General features: G+C 39.4%; 10 protein-coding genes. 2 read left to right on the top strand and 8 right to left on the bottom strand.

The genetic code is table 11. The features are described from left to right. Positions 1–285: 285 nt before the first annotated feature. The 7 genes from cax to AC5JMK_RS04945 all read right to left on the bottom strand — a co-directional run bounded on the left by cax (position 286) and on the right by AC5JMK_RS04945 (position 11,490). Positions 286–1,410, bottom strand: a complete 1,125-nt coding sequence (cax, locus tag AC5JMK_RS04975; protein WP_096679452.1) for a calcium/proton exchanger — start codon at positions 1,408–1,410, stop codon at positions 286–288. Between the two features lie 380 nt (positions 1,411–1,790). After that, on the bottom strand, positions 1,791–2,291 hold the full coding sequence (locus AC5JMK_RS04970; protein ID WP_096679448.1) for a universal stress protein: 501 nt from the start codon (positions 2,289–2,291) through the stop codon (positions 1,791–1,793). Positions 2,292–2,373: 82 nt separating this feature from the next. Continuing rightward, on the bottom strand, positions 2,374–2,859 hold the full coding sequence (locus tag AC5JMK_RS04965; protein WP_495909515.1) for a universal stress protein: 486 nt from the start codon (positions 2,857–2,859) through the stop codon (positions 2,374–2,376). A 256-nt stretch (positions 2,860–3,115) separates the two neighbouring features. After that, positions 3,116–5,608 (bottom strand): heavy metal translocating P-type ATPase, encoded by a 2,493-nt coding sequence (locus AC5JMK_RS04960; protein WP_495909514.1) that lies wholly within the window; start codon positions 5,606–5,608, stop codon positions 3,116–3,118. Between the two features lie 1,256 nt (positions 5,609–6,864). Further along, positions 6,865–7,092 carry a Nif11-like leader peptide family natural product precursor gene (locus AC5JMK_RS04955; protein ID WP_096679444.1) on the bottom strand — a complete coding sequence of 76 codons (228 nt, stop codon included), beginning with the start codon at positions 7,090–7,092 and terminating at the stop codon, positions 6,865–6,867. A 569-nt stretch (positions 7,093–7,661) separates the two neighbouring features. Then, positions 7,662–8,999 carry an SUMF1/EgtB/PvdO family nonheme iron enzyme gene (locus AC5JMK_RS04950; protein ID WP_495909513.1) on the bottom strand — a complete coding sequence of 446 codons (1,338 nt, stop codon included), beginning with the start codon at positions 8,997–8,999 and terminating at the stop codon, positions 7,662–7,664. A 193-nt stretch (positions 9,000–9,192) separates the two neighbouring features. Beyond that, positions 9,193–11,490, bottom strand: coding sequence for a heavy metal translocating P-type ATPase (locus AC5JMK_RS04945; protein ID WP_096679440.1), 2,298 nt, complete (start codon positions 11,488–11,490; stop codon positions 9,193–9,195). Positions 11,491–12,149: 659 nt separating this feature from the next. Between AC5JMK_RS04945 and AC5JMK_RS04940 the strand changes: the two genes are divergently transcribed. Then, positions 12,150–13,466, top strand: coding sequence for a ParB/RepB/Spo0J family partition protein (locus AC5JMK_RS04940; protein ID WP_495909512.1), 1,317 nt, complete (start codon positions 12,150–12,152; stop codon positions 13,464–13,466). Between the two features lie 575 nt (positions 13,467–14,041). Continuing rightward, the gene (locus AC5JMK_RS04935) at positions 14,042–14,305 is read left to right on the top strand and encodes a hypothetical protein (RefSeq protein WP_096679809.1); all 264 of its coding nucleotides are present in this window, start codon (positions 14,042–14,044) and stop codon (positions 14,303–14,305) included. A 108-nt stretch (positions 14,306–14,413) separates the two neighbouring features. Here AC5JMK_RS04935 and AC5JMK_RS04930 read toward each other — a convergent pair whose 3' ends face one another. After that, complete coding sequence (locus AC5JMK_RS04930) at positions 14,414–15,139, bottom strand: manganese efflux pump (RefSeq protein ID WP_096679436.1); 726 nt, start codon at positions 15,137–15,139, stop codon at positions 14,414–14,416. Positions 15,140–15,448 lie beyond the last annotated feature (309 nt).

Raw genomic sequence — 15,448 nt, 5'->3', positions numbered from 1 at the left:
AGGACTGGTCTCAAATCCTTGCATGTATTGGCTTGTGAGTTTTCGGATGGGTCTATTAGATTCTTCTGATTCCTTATGTCAAGCCTGATTGAGATGCTCTTACCCTGAAGATAGATACAAAATATTCACATCTTGATGGGACATCATTTCATCTACATGGTAAATATAAAGCTTTTGGCGATCGCTATTTAACTACGCATTAGCCCAAACTTCATAAGACAAGCATATTACAAAACAAAGTGCGGAATGTGGGTACATTCAATTGTCAATCATGTCTATGCCACTTTAAGGTGCGTTTGCGCTGATCCCTAAAGAAGGATGCAGGAAAAAAGCAGTAGCTAGCATGGCATAGGTTATCAACAGTAATATTCCCTCAAGCCAGTTGGCCCGTCTGTCGGTTTTGACAGAATTAGTCATTAAAACTGCAATGCCCAATCCCAATACTGTAAAGTTGTCAAAGTCCAAGTTCATTGGCTTACCGATAATCAAACCAGCAAAAACTAAAATAGGAGTCACAAACATTGCAATCTGTAGGCTGGAGCCAATAGCAACTGAAGATGCCAACTCAACTTTATTTTTTGTGCCACATATTCCGCAGGTAATGATTTCAACTGCTGCACCAAACATAGGAATAAGAATGACACCAGTAAAAAGCTCTGTCAATCCTGTGGTGGCGATCACCTCTTCCAAACTACTTACAAGTACTTCAGAGACAAATAACAGAACTATTGTTGTTCCCAAAAGCAGTCCGATGTGAAGTTTTAACTTGTATAATCCTCTAGCTTCACTGCCATAGCTTTCAGGCTCGGGATCTTCATCTAATCCGTAAAGATAGCTGTGAGTTTTCATTGAGAACAAAAGCATCAAGATGTAACAGATGAGCAGAAGTGCTGATGCAATATAGGAAAAATCATTGGTTGTTTGCAGGTGTAAAGAAATAGAAGTAATCTCTATTGCAGTCGGTGCTAGCAAAAAAACAACTACCAAGTTAAGCAGAGAGGCATTAATCCGAGCAACAGTACCAAGATTTTCTGCATTCAGTTTAAAAGGTTGCTTTGGGATATGCAATCCACCTAAGAAGAGAGCTAAACCTAGACCTAATAGTAGGTTTGCCATCATTGACCCCATCAAACTAGCTTTGACTACTTCTAGAAGTCCGGCTCGAAGGGCAACTATGCAGACAATCATTTCAGTCGCGTTGCCGAAAGTTGCGTTGAGTAAACCGCCAAAAGTAGGGCCAATACGAGTGGCGATCGCTTCTGTAAAGTTGGCAATCCAGGCTGCCAAGGGGATAATTGCCAAACCTGCCATGATAAAGACAATCAATGGATCGACATCCAGTCTGCTCAAAATCAAGCAGATGGGTACAAAAATCAGCATCCGTAAAAGTAGTGCATCTTTACGGGACATGAAGCGATTGGTTGAGATGAATGTCTCTTTATTAGATTTTGTGACTGACATCGTTATCACTCTAAAGTTTTATTGTTTGACTAGAGAAAATGAAGAACGTGACAACTTTGAGGTGGTTAAACATAGTAATTACAATTCAGTACTTATTTTCAGTACTGTTTTGGTTATAGAACCACCTTAAATCAGCAAAGTATTGTTAATTAACTGGGAAAAATTCAATCATTTTTCCCAATATAAAATCCCGTAACAAGACCAGCATATCAAGATAATATGCAAACACTATAAAAGTTAATGTTAAACATAATCTTGAGTAAGATATTTGGAGGCTGAGTAAAGCAATTAAACTTTGATCTCAAAGAAGTCTAAAATCCACTTTTGTATTAGACAGTATTTGCCAATTGACTTTCTTTGAGAGTTTCAGATTTGGCTAAAATTGAAGATTGTACTACTAGTACTGAGCAAGGTGCATGATGAGTAACATAGTTGCTGACACTACCCAAAATCAATTCACTAAGTCCTGAAATTCCTCGACGTCCCATGATAATTAAATCCGCCTCCCAGGTTTGAGCTGTATCGCAGATAATGCGGCTAGGGCTACCTAAAATTTGGGAATACTCAGTTGAGACACCTGCTGTAATTGCTTCATTTGCAAAAGATTTGAGTAGATCTAAACCGGGCTTTTCAAACTCTTCCCAACGTTTTTTGCTTTCTGGAGTATTCATTAATGACAATATACTGGGGGTGTCTTTGTCGTCCAAAGATAGAACATGTAGTAATCTCAGGTTTGCCCCAGTTGCTTTTGCTAGGTCGAGTGCTTCCTGAAAAAGGAACTTACCAACGCTATTAGAACTAGCAATTGGAACCAGTATTCTGTGTAGCATAACAATCTCCCAAGTTATGAAATATAAATTGTCAGATGAACCTCATTGACAGAAAATTTGTTCTAGTTAGCACTGCTGATTGTTATGTTGGTTGTATAGTTAATACCGAACATGGTGCATAGTGCATTACATAGTTGCTAACACTCCCCCTAGCTAACTCTTGGAGGGGAGACATTTCTTTGTGTCCAACTACAATTAGGTCAGCCTTCCAAGATTTAGCAAGCTTGCAGATAGTGGAGGGAGCAGATCCAGGGATTTGAGTGAAATCAGTATTGACACCTATGTAAGTGGCAATATTCTGACGGGTTTTTAATAGTTCTAGTCCCTTTTTACTGTACTCTTCCCATTTATATAAATGTTCATCTAAATTTTTGACATTTGGATAGCCAATTTCTAAATCCGACAAAACATGCAGTAGCATCAAGCGTGTGTGGGTTACTTTAGCAATTGACAGTGCCTCCTCAAAAACATACTTACTTATTGCCGAATTATCTAACGCAACTAAAATTCTTTGGAACATACAAATTCCTTGCTTTAATTCAAAATATAAATATTTTGTTAAGCTCATTATTTTCTAGGTATAAGTTCATTGTGAATTTGGAATTGCAGGGTTCTAAGTTGGCTTTGCTGAACTTATGCTTTTCTAGATATGAGTTCATTTTGAATTTGGAATTGTACAATTCTAACTTAGCTTTATCTAGCTTATTGTTTCCAGAATGTGAGTTCATTTTGAATTGAAACAAAGTGTCAAGACAGATATCAATATGCCAATTTAGTATGACCAGAGAAAGGGACATCCTATGGATATCCCATGCTTTCTCTAGCTAAACGTTGCTGTTAGAAGCATATTGGTCAATGGGCGTATGGGAACCATTTGCTCCATTAAGACTGATAGCAGGATTTTCTTTATTGCCATTCCCATTCTCATGGTTGCTATGTCCGTTGGTATTAGCTAGCTTGTCTTTCATCTCGGATTGCAATTCAGAAGAAACAAGAACCTCTTCAACCTTCACATCATAGGTTGGTATAACTTGATTAGGTGCAGGTTGATGTTGGTGAAGCCGATTTTCTTCTTCAGCAATTTCGGCAGCACTAAGTGTATGTCCTAATGGAGTTACGTCACTTGGTCCCATCAGCGGACGCAGACCGTTTAGTTCTGCCAAAATAGCAGTACCATTGTTGATGACGACTGCCAAAATAGGATCGAGAGCAAAGAAAATACCTGAAAGTAGAGCGCCGAGGTTAGGAATTGCGACGATCGCTGTATTTTGCCAGATAATGTCCATTGCTTGGCGGGCACATTTGACTGCCATGATTAAGCCGCGTAGGTCGTCTTCCATCAACACCACATCAGCCGTTTCTCTGGCGATGTCCGTTGCACCCGCAAAGGAGATGGAAACGTCTGCGTATGCTAAAGCTGCCGAGTCATTGATGCCATCTCCGCAGAAAGCAACGGTTTTACCACTGTCGTGCAATCCTTTGACGACTTCAACTTTCTTCTCTGGGAAGGCTTCTGCATAGATGTTATCAGGATTCATGCCCAGATTGCCAGCGATCGCTCTGGCTACTCGTGTGACATCACCGCTTAACATATAAGCATTGATGCCCATTTCTTTTAGTTCCTTGATCACTGCCTTACTTTCTTCGCGTGGTGGATCACTATAGCGAATCACACCTATAAGTTTGCCATCACCTGCCACGTAAACCAGAGATTGTCCCCCAGACTTGGCATCTGGATAGCAGCGATCATACTCATCTAGATCGACGTTTTCCTGAGTCATGAACCGGGGACTACCTACAATGATCTGCATTCCATCGATTTTTGCTGCTGCACCCAGACCAACCTTGTACTCCCATTCTTCACATTCCTTGAGAACAAGTCCCTTGTCTCTGGCATTGTGAACGATCGCTTCAGCAATTGGATGGGTTAGCCCTTGTTCAGCAGTAGCAGCTAGACACAATACCTCATCCTTGGTGAAGCGGTTATCCATGATATCAATGTCATTGACGCCTGCGTGTCCGATGGTCAATGTTCCTGTCTTGTCAAAGACAACGGTGTCGATAGTTGCCAGGATTTCAATAGCTCGACCACTGCGGATGAGAACGCCATTACGAGCGGCGTAGGTGAGTACAGAGAGAATTGTTGTAGGTACGGAAACACGAATGCCAGTACCAAAATCTAGTGTTAACAGAGCAACTGCTCGATTCATATTGCCCGAAGCAAGTCCAACACCACCAGCAATCAACAGGGTGGGTAGCACAAACTGATTCGCCACTGTCGCCGCATAGTTTTCTACACGAGTATCATGCACTGGAGCCGCTTGCATCAAGTTGACGATCACACCAGCACGAGTATTATTACCAGTTCGTTCTGTCAGTATCGTCAAGTTACCATCTACTAACAGCGTTGAAGCAAACACCTCATCGCCTTCTCGACGAGTCACAGGAACTGATTCTCCAGTCAACTTGCACTGGTCAAGAATGCCAGTACCTGTCAAGATGATGCCGTCAACGGGAACCTGATCACCGGGGTACACCAGGACATGATCGCCCACTACCACATCTTTGGTGTCGATTTCCACTTCCTGACCATCACGAATGACGATGGTGGTTTTATTCAAACAAGACATCAGGTCGAGATTTGCTCGCTCACTACCACGAGCAGTCATATCTCGAACTACTTCACCACTTTCTACTAAACCCAACATAAAAGAAGGTGCAAAGTAGTGTCCCTGGAGGGTATGTAAGGAGATTGCCAAACCATCAAGAAAGTCAATAGTAAGTTGACGGTCTTGTTGAATTGCTTCCCATGCTCGTTTAAAGACTGGCATGGCACCAATAAATACAACACCTGCAATTACAAAACCTGGTATTGGCAAGCCAACCAGTGCTCCTACACTCAACACTAAACCAGCAATCGGAAATCCTAATCGCTCTACAAAATCAATCTCATTATCAGCTTTTTTCTCTTCACCTTCCCCTGTCCATCCGAGAGGAACTTCAACCTCAGATGCTCGCTGAATGGCAGTGAATAGCTTTTCTTGAACTATAGCAATGGCAGTTGCAGTTGGTTGATGTTTGTAACCGACTACTAGGGAACTAGCTTGGGCATTGATTTCGACTTCCGTCACAAATTCGATTGTGTCAAGAACGTAGTTAAGTTTGTTAGTGTACTCTTCATCTTCATGTAGTCGAGGAATTCGGATGCGAAAACGTCCTGGTATCCAATGCACAACCTGGTAATGAATGTTTTCTGCCTGACTGGAGTGAGCCTCTACTGATATAACCAATCTATCCGCAACTGCTGTAACCGTCATAAGGCACTCCTAAATTGAGTTTTTGTCTGAGGTACAAATTTTAAGGCAATAACTTGCTGTACATTTTTGCAAGTCTTTACAGTTTGTAACTATTTATTCAGGAAGTTTTTAATTGGTCGAGGGAAAAACCTGCACAAAACGTGCAACTATGCCTGGTTTATTAGCTTGGCTAACTTCAATTGAGGGTAGGTTCTCAAAATGAATCGGATTGTTGCCACTATTCTCAAGATTGTTGCAAAAAACCGTTCGTTTTACGAAGGGTTGCGCGTTTAGTGTGGATTAATATGCCTCGTCTCCTGAATAATCATGAATAGATCAAAGTTTGGTAGGAATTTGTTGCCAAGCTTTGAAATACTAACTATGGGAAAAATCAAGTCATTTTTGAAATTTGATTTACCTTTTGATGGTACGATAAAAGAAGTTGATGAGTCTTATAGTTAGACAATCATCTAATTACCAAAACCTAGACAAGATATAAAGTTTTGGCAATCTTATTTTTTGAAACAAACTAAGGGAGTTGCAATTTAATAATGTACCAATCATTCATGACTTTTCTACTTTATATCAATTATCCGACTGGTATTTCATTTTCACGCTAGTCCCGAAACAGTCGTCTCAAAAGTGAATACAACAAAATAACCATTCCACGAGAAATGATTTATGCGTAGAAGCGTGATGTGTGTTTCTAAATTTAGTCTATCTCTAATTAAAGAAGAGTTTACATAAAAAATCAAATATAAAGACAGAAAGTTTTATTAAGCTTTTTTGAAGTAACTCATCAATTTGCAAAGAAAATTTAAATTCAACATATTATACGATCAATTAATATAGTTTATTCCTGATAAAAATTTTATTGCTTATAGTAACGATAGACAGCACCATAAAGTGCTTGCTGATATGAGCATATAAATCCTGATAAAAATATATTATTTCCAGATATAACGGTTTTTAATAGTTTAGTTCAGATATATTTGTAGCAACGTAAGTTTTTGTACTAATTGGAAAAATAATTGCGACAGATGGATAGCTACAAGGCTTAACCACTAGATATTTCAGAATCCAAAATGCTAAGTAAGTCGGCACAATAAAATCAAACCGTGTTAATAAAAGGAAACAAGGCTCAAACCCTTTTGAGCCTTGCCTTATCTCAACGATCACTATTTATGTCTACCGACTTATTAGCCCCTCCTTGCAAATCGGGAGGGACATAATAAATTCTTCTAGCTATGATGAGGAAAAGATGTTAATCAATGATATTAGAATAAAAATTGTCTCATCAAAGTTAATATATTTTGATCTATATATGCCTCGACTTCTTGGTAGGTAAAACTATAACCTAGTTCGGTTCCCAACTGTACTGCTATGCTCACGAGACTGGCTTGGTCTGTCGCTACCTTTAAACGCTCTTTTAAGGAAGAATCTTGAAGAATTAGTTGATGGAATTGCTTTAGTTGATGGAATTGTTTTACTTGTTGTGGCGACACGTTTATCCTCACTTTTCTCTATTGAAAAATAAAAAACATAACTCCATCATCCTTATCCCAGCTTAGGCTTAGTGAAACGAATGATGAATTTTAATAAGTCAACATCAAGTTGCATAAATGTATATTTATGAGACTTAGATATTGCTGATGGCAAGATACAAGCTAAATGGGTAATTGCTGGACAAAACTTCAAAAATTACAAGAAAAGCAACTAGTTAGCTGCTTTTGGAACTGATTTTTAAAAAATTGAGTTTTACAGTTTTACTCTCATTTTTTTTATATCATAAATTAAGGATAAATAACTATAGCCATCCAATTTGATTTCTGAACTTACAGAAAGTCAGCTAGGGTTCATTCCGCACCAATTTGGGAGTGGAATGAACCTTAGCCGACTTAAAAAATTAAATTCAGTAAATCGCAAGATTTTTTCCAAAAGAGCGATCGCCAAGATTTTGTAACTTGAGATACTAATATCCTTTATTTTTTCATTTTTGAAGCTTTTATTACAAATAATAAGTTTTTACTAGATGAAAAGTGATTTTTACTGCTTGTTCGTACTTAGGCTCTGGTTAACGATCGCCGTTGAGGAAAACTTTGGGATTTACTGAAATTGCAAAACAGACTACTCGAAAACCAGTGCCACTACCTGCATGGTCTGCCTGATCCCAGTGCCTCTGAGTTGAACGGCAGAGGGTGGGAAGGCAATACCATGCTCCACCTCGCAATACACGATAGTTGTTAGACTCATCCAACTGCCAAATACTGCCATCAGAAGGCGCGTCCTGATAGTTTTCATGCCAAGAATCAGCACACCATTCCCAGACATTGCCGTGTAAGTCAGATAATCCAAAAACATTGGCTACTTGGAAACACCCAACAGATGTAGTCTGTTGACGATATGGTCCTTCTGTTCCAGAACCGTAAATATAGCTACCGTCGTAATTAGCAAGGTTAGAGGTTATAGTTTCACCAAAATGGAAAGGAGTTGTAGTTCCAGCGCGACAGGCGAATTCCCACTCTGCTTCACTTGGTAGTCGATAACTATGCCCTGTGAGTTGGGAAAGTCTTGCACAAAACTCAACAGCATCATGCCAGCAGACTTTCTCGACGGGAATATCTGGGTGTTTGAAATTGGAGGGGTCTGGGTTGAGGTATCTGTTGATTTGCGGAAGTTGGGCAATTACCTTCCACTGGGCTTGAGTAATGGGAAATCGGCTGAGATAGAAAGGTTGGAGAGCTACTGGATGTTGGGGTCCTTCATTGCTCTCTCGACCTAATTCATCCTCAGGAGATCCCATCAAAAATGTTCCTCCTGGAATGTAAATCATGTCCAGAAACACACTATTTCCCAAATGTTCTTGAAAATATTCTGCCTTGTTAATAGAGCAGTTAATTGGTTGTCCCCGGTTGTTTAAGGTTACAACTTCAAAGCTAAACTCTTGTAATTTGACTGATGAAGAAACTTTCTGTAGTTGGAAGTGGGGTACTATCGTATGCTTGTGCTTGCGCTCTTGTTTAATGCCATCTAGTTCAGTTCGCAGTTGTGCCATCTCTCGAGTCGATTGCTGCAACTGCTCCTGCAATAGTGCTAGTCTGGCTTCTTGTTTATGCAACGTTTCAGCAAGAGCAGATCGTTCTTGATAGCTTTGTTCAAACTGCAAACTAATTTGTGATGCACGTTGATTTGCTTGCTCAAGCTGCATCTGTGCTTGCTTGAATCTTTCTTGGGCTAACTGTAAGGCTGTCCATATTTTTTTTGCCCAAGCCAATCTGGTGTTTTCTTTTTGAACAATTTCTGGAATCCACCCCATAGGAAATGGATAAGGTGGCAGATTCCAATTACAGCAAGGACAATAATCATCCTTGTGATGAATGTACTTACTATGGCAGATGGGGCAGCGAGGCATGATGATAACCTCTTGATGTGAGTTATATCTTTGACTTGCTCATACCATTTCTCTATAAAATTGAGCTTAATTCTACCCCCTGTTATCCCCCGGTGCTTTGAAAGGACACCGGAGGTGGGAGTAATTATTAAGTGCATCGTTACAATAAATTGGTATTAGAAGTCTATATTACGATTGTCACATATTTTATGTTTTAAATAGGCAATAAATCAGAAATAATTGTTGTCTTTTTTTTGGTGTTGCTGGAAGTACTGACTTCCTTAGAATTAGCAAACGTAGAGATTAAGGATTCGTCTACTATATGTGAGTTAGGATCTGTGTCAGGCTCAAATAGAGGTCGGAAACTGTTTAGTTCTGCCAGTAAGGCTGAACCATTGCTGATGATTACTCCTAACACTGGATCTAGAGCGAATAAAACTCCTGCCATGACAACGCTAATATTAGGAATTGCAGCGATCGCTGTATTCTGATAAATAATTTCCATTGCTCGTTTAGCAATGGCAATGGCATGGGCAATGCCTTGCAGATCGTTATCCAAAAGTACTACATCAGCGGTTTCTCGGGCAATATCGCTACCTTCCAGAAAAGATATTGAGACATCGGCATGAGCAAGAGCAGCAGCATCGTTAATACCTTCACCAACAAATGCCACTGTCCGTCCTCTGTCTTTTAAGCTACAGATAACTTCAACTTTTTTGTCTGGGAAAACTTGGGCATAAGTGTGATCTTGACTGATGCCTAATTGAGTACCGACATGATTTGCTACACGTTGGTTATCTCCTGTTAACATGTAAGTTGTCATACCTTGACATTGTAAAGATTTAACAACTTTTGTACTTTCTGAGCGCAGAGGATCAGTAAACAAAATAGCTCCCAGTAGTTGATTATTCTTAGCCACATAAACAACAGAGTAAGTGCTTGTTTTCAAGCTTGGATATTTTTTGTGGATGGCATCTAAATTAATACCCTCTTGTTGTAGGAGCAATTCGCTACCCACTAAAACCTTTGTATCCTCAATCAGGGCAACAATCCCTAAGCCAATACGATAGTCCTTGGTTGTAGAAGGTTTGATTTCAACTCCATTTTCTTCAGCACAGCGAATAATAGCACTAGCTACGGGGTGAGAATTACCTTGTTCAGCAGAAGCAGCAAGTGCTAGTATTTCTTGGGGCGAAATGCGATCATGTGCTGTTTCAATCGCCACAACTGCTGCATTTCCTTGAGTTAATGTTCCCGTTTTGTCAAAAACGACGGTATCTAGTCGTGCTAGCATTTCCAAAGCTCGACCACTGCGAATGTAAATTCCCTGGCGAGCAGCATAAGTGACGGCTGCAAGGGCAGTTGTGGGAACTGCAATCCGAATCGCGTGTCCAAAGTCAAGGTGGAGGGGGGCAACTGCTCTCGATACATCTCGCGTCAGGGCAAAAATGACTCCACTTAATAACAGAGTAGGTGCAATGAGTGCATTGGCGATTTTAGAGGCGTAATCTTCCACGCGAGTATCATGTACTGGGGCAGATTGCATCAGCTGCACTGCTAATCCGAGGCGAGTATTCTTGCCAGTTCGTTTTGTGAGGACACAAATCTTACCTTGTAATACTAGGGTAGAAGCATGTACAACTTGTCCTTCTGAGCGAGAAACTAGTTTAGATTCACCCGTTAGCTTGTGTTCGTCGATCAGGGCAGTACCCCTTAATACTCGGCCGCTCACGGGAATTGTCTCACCTGCATAGACAACAATGCGATCGCCTTTTTTCACTTCACTTAATTGAATACGCTCCTCTTGTCCATTCCGTTCTATCCTGACGTACTTATCTACTCCTTGCAGCAAATCTAACATTTGTTGTTCATTAGCACGGGCAGTAGCATCTCTTAGTACATCTCCTGACTCGATGAGGCTGACCATTAATGCTGGACCAACAAAGTCACCTTTGATTGTATAAAAACTCATCCAGAGGATATCCAGAATATCCGCATCCAAACGACGCTCTGTCAACATGAGATCGAGTGTACGTTGAATAAACGGAATTGCTGCAACAGCTACCACTCCTGCTAGCAACAAAGGCGGAATCGGTAGGAGTTGTTGGGCGATAAGTGTCAATCCCAAACTAAAGACAGGCATCCCAACTCTCTCTATCATCCAGTCGATTGCTGGTTTAAATTCTGTCTTATTCTGGGCAATTTCTGACGAAGTTTCAGCTAACGCTGCCTGCTGAATAATCATCAGTAGGCTTTCTTGAACTGTAGTACTAGAAACAAGGTTTTCTTGATAGTGGATGATTAATGATTCTGCTGCTGGATTGATGCGAACACTAATGATGAAGTCAAAAGACTCAATCGACCAACTAAGTTGGTTAGCATACTCTAGATCTTGAGATAATCGAGGAATTTTAATCCGGAAGCGACCGCTAGTAGTATGGATGACTTGGTAATCTATTACTCCAACATGCTTCTCTAAAGAAAGAGGTTCTGTTTGTGCAACTGATTTCATTATTGTTCTACCCTTTATATCAATCGGGTTTAAAAAAGAATTTTAAGAAATTTACAAACATCTTGACAGAAGTAGCCTTTTGTTACAACTATCTCAGGAACGATTGCTTCCTGATAGAGTATCAAATTACCGATTAGATATATAAGTTTTACTGAATTCCAACAGTTTATGTTTAGTAACACAGCAAAACTATATTCCTTCATCTCATTTGTATCTCAAGAGAGATAGCAGTATTACAAATATCTGCCAATGAGAGTATATTATTTTTGTATAATTTAGATTTAGATAGATTATAGGAGAAACTCTGAGCATTAAGTACTTGCGTAGCGGGTAGTACGCCGCCCCCAGAGCTGCTACTAACAAACTCATAATCTAGATTGCACTTCAGTGTACCAACAAACCCCTCAGTAACAGTGCTTTACAGCTAAATTTCTATACAATAACTTATACTAATAATCAACTATAGTTTATTGAAATATGTATTTGGTAGTTGGAGGTGCATACCATTGAATTGTATTTATTCCCAGTTCAACATACAGTAAAGCTTTTAAAAGATATGCTAGACAATTTTAAACACTTCATAAAACTTATAATAGTGTCTTTTGAATTTTTGACTACGACACTTCAATTAAACTTTGGATTAATAGAGAAAGAATGTTATGTCCTTCATTGACATTAGTCGTGTCAATATTCTGCCTAACAGGCGTCCTCTCAATGACCAAAAAGTCGCTGAGTTGATGGAGTCCATCAAAGCTAATGGACTTTTAAACCCTATTACTTTAGACCAAGACTTCAATCTAGTTGCAGGCTTGCACCGTCTTACTGCCTGTAAGCTCATTGGTTTTCAAGAGATTGAGTGTCATATTATTACTTGCGAAGACACAGACCATGCCCGTCTAGCAGAAATCGATGAAAACTTGATTCGTAGCGAATTGGATGCTCTAGAACGATCTGAATTATGGTTGGAACGTGACCGGATTCTAGAACGGATGGGGCTGAGGGCAAAGGTAGGGGACAACCAGTTTACTCAAAGAGGTGGTGAAAATATTTCACCACCGCCGAAAACAACAGTGGAGTTGGCAAAAGAGATAGGCTATACGGAGCGCACTTTTCAGTACGGTAAACAAATTGCTAAAAATATCGTTCCAGAAGTAAAAGAGATGATTAAAGGTACGCCAATTGCTCGGAATACCTCAGCGTTACTGAAAATAGCCAGGGAGGGTAGTAAAGAACGACAAGAAGCAGAACAAGCAGAAATCGCGGCAGAAGAAGCTAGAACACAACAAAAAAGAGTCGAACTCGAAAAGCAGAAAAAGCTAGCAGAACAAGCAAGAGAGAAACAAAAGAAACTTCAGTTAATTGCTCTTCAAAATGCTATAGCCCAGAAGGAAGCCAAAGAGTCTAGCAAGCCAACTCAACGTATATCAAAAAATATTAAGACTGATGAAATTCAGACACAGACTGACGAAGCCTGGATTCTTGACCGACACATGATTTATTGCGGCGATACCACCAAGGAAGATTTTATTCAACTATTACCATCTAATGCTGCATTGGCGATCGCTCCTCCTTGTTGTTCTTGGAAGCATGACTACTTAGTAGACGAAGCTCATGTTGTAGCTGTAATGCGTTGTGAGGGATCTATCTACGATCTTTGCAGATGCAGTCAAATGCCCTTTAGATTTGAGTTAGTTATAGGGAATATATACGTTGCTATTTACTCCCGCGAACCTCTGCTCAAACCAAACCATAATACTCACATTGAGGGTATTGAAGGTATTGTTTCTTATTTAGTAAGCTTTTTCACCAAACCCGGTAGTTTTGTCATTACCCCTTCTTTAGGATATGGTGAAGTGCTAATTTCCTGTGAACGTTTAAGACGAATTTGTTTTGCTGGAGACGAAAATCCTGAGCGAGCCAATGAGGCGATAGTTCGCTGGCAGCGATGGACAGGAAAACAAGCAATGAGAGCCTGATCAAAAGTTGCGCTCAAAAATAGAAAGTAACTTAGAGCATATAAAAACCTGATATTCGTATCTTTAACAAAGTCCGGCTTGACTTTAACTGTGCAAAGGATGTAATAGACCTCTCCAGAAATGAATTATGTGTTGGTTAGAACCCTTGTAGAGACATTAAATTTAACGTCTCTACATCTTTTTCACCAGATGTCTAATGTCTTATGCTCCTGCTAGTACAGCGGGCGCGGAAATAAAGCTACCGTTCCAAATTAGCGAAAAGCTTACCCAATAAGCCTTTTGAGTTTTGACTTCCAAGGTAGCGGTACTACCTTCTCTCACAAACTTTTCAGAATGCAAGCCAGACTGCTATACCCATTTTAAATTGATTTCCACCATAATTCTCATAAAGTCCCATTAGTATCTCCTAGCATTAAGTTAGAAATTACTGAACTATCATTCTTTCAATATAGTAAGTTTTTTAGATTACAATTCTGTAAATATATACAGATTTAATAAGTATTGCATTTAATAAAAAACATTAAATGTCATTTTCGCATAGGTTTCAAATCAACTTATTTTGGGCTACCAAAATTATGGCATTCATAAAAATTGATAATATTGTGGTGAACACAAACTATATTGCCGCTATCCGATTACAAGATCGAGTTCGCTCTGAAGAAGAAAGTGTGGCGTTGCTGATTGCAATTCCTACTGCTACTTTGTTTCAAGAAGACAGCATCTCATCTAATCTCCATCACTATGAATGGATAGAGTTTACAGGTGCTGCTGCTAGAGCACTACGAGACTATTTCACAAGCTTCAATAATGTCATTGATTTACTCCCGTTATGTCATTAATCAACTATAATGTCAAATCATTGGCAGTTAGCGGTTAATTAGTGGTTAATTAAAATAATTTCAATAGTCTAAGGTGTTTATTAATCATTAACCACCCACTACTTTACCTCAAACGACAAAGTATTCATATATTCCTGTAGCAATCATTAGGAATCCAGAGATAGTTCCAGCCCAGAAACCAGATAGTCTTGTAGTGAAGCGATCGCCTAAAACATATCCCCCAGTAATTGCCAAAACGCTAAATATAAAGGTGACAAGTGTCATGACTATCAAATTAACTTCGGAAATCCCAGCACCGATACCACTACCTAGATTATTGAACGTTAAACCAAACGCTAGGGCTATTGACTCTCGAACATCAATGTAACCCGATTTATCTATATCTGCTTTTGCAGGATTTTCTATATATGTTGCATAAGAAAACTCACGAATAATTTCTTGAGAAAATTCCTCTGTCGTAATTGCTGGAGATTGCTCCATCACAGCCCTTGAAGAAGGTAAAGAAAATCTTGTTGTCACAGGTATTTGCATCTGTTGCATTCTCAAGAGCATCTTCGTCCTTTTTCGCTCTCGTTTTAATGTTTCCCTAATTACCCAAACTCCAATACCTACGATAACCGCACTACCAATAAAATTGGCAACACTTTTATTTAAACTTTTATTAATATCTTCCCCAACCGATGTGGCAAGATAAGTACCTAAAGCAGAAATGAAGGCAATAAATAGATTTGTAGATAAACCAATTTTGATTTTTTTGAAGCCGTAGGCAATTCCTACTGCTAAGTTATCTACGTTTGCTGAGATAGACAGCAAAAAAACTGATATGAAATGCATATTAAATTCTCCAATACAAGTTAGGGAACAAAATTACTGTGTTGAAAAAGAAATATTTTCATCCTCGTTGTTGTGGGTGCGAGCCTCCTTAAGGAGAAGCTACGCTAACACATAAGACATCTCCAGAAATGAGGTATCGACCCCGAATGCACAAGGGTTTTATATTCTTTTTCACCAGATGTCTATAGAACTCATAACAACCCGGAAATTATACTTACCGTTAAGGCGATAACCACGCTGTAGAAAAAAAATGACATACAGCGTATTGCAGGTTTATGAAGTACAGTAACAACAGTTTGTAAACCAGTT

It is taken from the genome of Pelatocladus sp. (assembly GCF_059505505.1).
Note: the sequence above shows the minus strand (reverse complement) of the source record. Positions and strands in the feature narration are given on the sequence as shown.

What these genes read in the sequence shown, in the direction of transcription:
- AC5JMK_RS04935 (WP_096679809.1), top strand. Translation starts at nt 14,042, where the DNA reads ATGGCATTCATAAAAATTGATAATATTGTGGTGAACACAAACTATATT.
- AC5JMK_RS04940 (WP_495909512.1), top strand. Translation starts at nt 12,150, where the DNA reads ATGTCCTTCATTGACATTAGTCGTGTCAATATTCTGCCTAACAGGCGT.
- AC5JMK_RS04970 (WP_096679448.1), bottom strand. Translation starts at nt 2,291, where the DNA reads ATGCTACACAGAATACTGGTTCCAATTGCTAGTTCTAATAGCGTTGGT.
- AC5JMK_RS04930 (WP_096679436.1), bottom strand. Translation starts at nt 15,139, where the DNA reads ATGCATTTCATATCAGTTTTTTTGCTGTCTATCTCAGCAAACGTAGAT.
- AC5JMK_RS04950 (WP_495909513.1), bottom strand. Translation starts at nt 8,999, where the DNA reads ATGCCTCGCTGCCCCATCTGCCATAGTAAGTACATTCATCACAAGGAT.
- AC5JMK_RS04960 (WP_495909514.1), bottom strand. Translation starts at nt 5,608, where the DNA reads ATGACGGTTACAGCAGTTGCGGATAGATTGGTTATATCAGTAGAGGCT.
- AC5JMK_RS04965 (WP_495909515.1), bottom strand. Translation starts at nt 2,859, where the DNA reads ATGAGCTTAACAAAATATTTATATTTTGAATTAAAGCAAGGAATTTGT.
- AC5JMK_RS04945 (WP_096679440.1), bottom strand. Translation starts at nt 11,490, where the DNA reads ATGAAATCAGTTGCACAAACAGAACCTCTTTCTTTAGAGAAGCATGTT.
- cax (WP_096679452.1), bottom strand. Translation starts at nt 1,410, where the DNA reads ATGTCCCGTAAAGATGCACTACTTTTACGGATGCTGATTTTTGTACCC.